The 1,668-nt window shown below is 54.9% G+C and carries 1 protein-coding gene; it reads left to right on the plus strand.

What is annotated here, in order from left to right; translation table 11 throughout:
- Nucleotides 1-74 precede the first annotated feature (74 nt).
- Nucleotides 75-1,505: an IS1182 family transposase gene (locus KGB06_RS00015; protein ID WP_223511102.1), complete on the plus strand. Its 1,431-nt coding sequence runs from the start codon at nucleotides 75-77 to the stop codon at nucleotides 1,503-1,505.
- Nucleotides 1,506-1,668 lie beyond the last annotated feature (163 nt).

Consider the following 1,668-nt stretch of genomic DNA (forward strand, 5'->3'; position numbering starts at 1 on the left):
CGGCCCAGAGTGTGTAAAAACGCATTCGCGAACCCTTGCTATGATTTCTGAGGATTTCATCGCAGGGATCGCCCATGAAGCGCTTTATCCAAGGTGAACATCGAGGCCAAGGCACCTTACTTCCCGAGAGCCTCGACGACTACGTCAGCGATACCAACCCGGTGCGCGTAGTCGATGTCTTCGTCGATGAACTCGACCTGATCGTCTTGGGTTTTGACTGCGCTATTCCAGCTGACACAGGCCGGCCGGCTTACCACCCCGCAATCCTGCTGAAGATCTACATCTACGGCTATCTCAACCGTATTCAGTCGAGCCGACGACTGGAACGGGAAGCCCAACGCAACGTCGAGCTGATGTGGCTGACTGGACGTTTGCTGCCTGATTTCAAGACCATCGCCAACTTCCGAAAAGACAACAGCAAGGCTATCCGAGGCGTCTGCCGTCAGTTCGTTGTGCTGTGTCAGCAGTTAGGGCTGTTCGGAGAAAATCTGGTCGCCATCGACGGCAGCAAATTCAAGGCCGTCAACAACCGTGACCGCAATTTCACCAGCGCCAAACTTAAACGGCGCATGGAAGAAATTGAATCGAGCATCAGCCGTTACCTGACGGCACTCGATACTACCGATCGGCAAGAACCAAACTCCTCTGAGCCCAAGGCTGTGCGGCTGGAAGAGAAAATCGCCAAGCTCAAAACTCAAATGAAAGAGCTTCAAGCGATCGAAATCCAGCTCAATGAATCGTCGGATAAACAGGTCTCACTGACCGACCCAGACGCCCGCTCCATGATGACACGCGGCACGGGAATCGTCGGCTACAACGTGCAAACAGCGGTCGATACCCAGCACCATTTGATCGTTGCGCATGAGGTGACCAACGTCGGTTCCGACCGCGATCAACTCAGCTCGATGGCCAGGCAAGCCCGCGAGGCGATGGCGTCAGATACGTTGTCGGTAGTGGCTGACCGAGGTTACTTCAAAAGCGAACAAATCCTGGCTTGTCACGATGCAGACATCACCGCCTATGTGCCCAAGCCGATGACCTCTGGAGCCAAGGCTGACGGGCGTTTCAATAACGATGCGTTCATCTATGACGCGGCAAAAAACCAATACATTTGCCCGGCTGGCGAGGCGCTGATCTGGCGCTATTCCAACGTTGAAAAGGGCCTGAAGTTGCACCGCTACTGGAGTTCGAAATGCCAGGGCTGCGCGTTGAAATTGCAGTGCACACCGAGCACGGAACGCCGGGTTCGACGCTGGGAGCATGAAGCCGTATTGGAGGAGATGCAGCTTCGGCTGAGCAAAGCACCGGAGATGATGCGAGTCCGGAAACGGACTGTTGAGCATCCCTTCGGGACGCTCAAACAATGGATGGGCGCGACGCACTTCCTGACGCGAAAGCTGGCCGGGGTGAGTGCGGAGATGAGCTTGAATGTGCTCGCCTACAACATGAAACGGGTCATGAAAATCATCGGTGCCAACGGATTGATGAAAGCGCTGACAGCCTGAAAAAGGCTGATTTTGGCCCGTCCCAATAGCTGTAAAAACAGCGTTGGCGTGTTCCAGGTCGCGACTAATGCGATCCGCGGCATCGACTGCACAATCGCTCAGTCAACGAACGTCGATGATCGAAAGCGATGAGGTCATGAGCGTTTTTACACACTCTGGGCCA

It is taken from the genome of Pseudomonas sp. GL-B-19, from assembly GCF_019956415.1.
Lineage (GTDB): Bacteria > Pseudomonadota > Gammaproteobacteria > Pseudomonadales > Pseudomonadaceae > Aquipseudomonas.

What these genes read in the sequence shown, in the direction of transcription:
- KGB06_RS00015 (WP_223511102.1), top strand. Translation starts at nt 75, where the DNA reads ATGAAGCGCTTTATCCAAGGTGAACATCGAGGCCAAGGCACCTTACTT.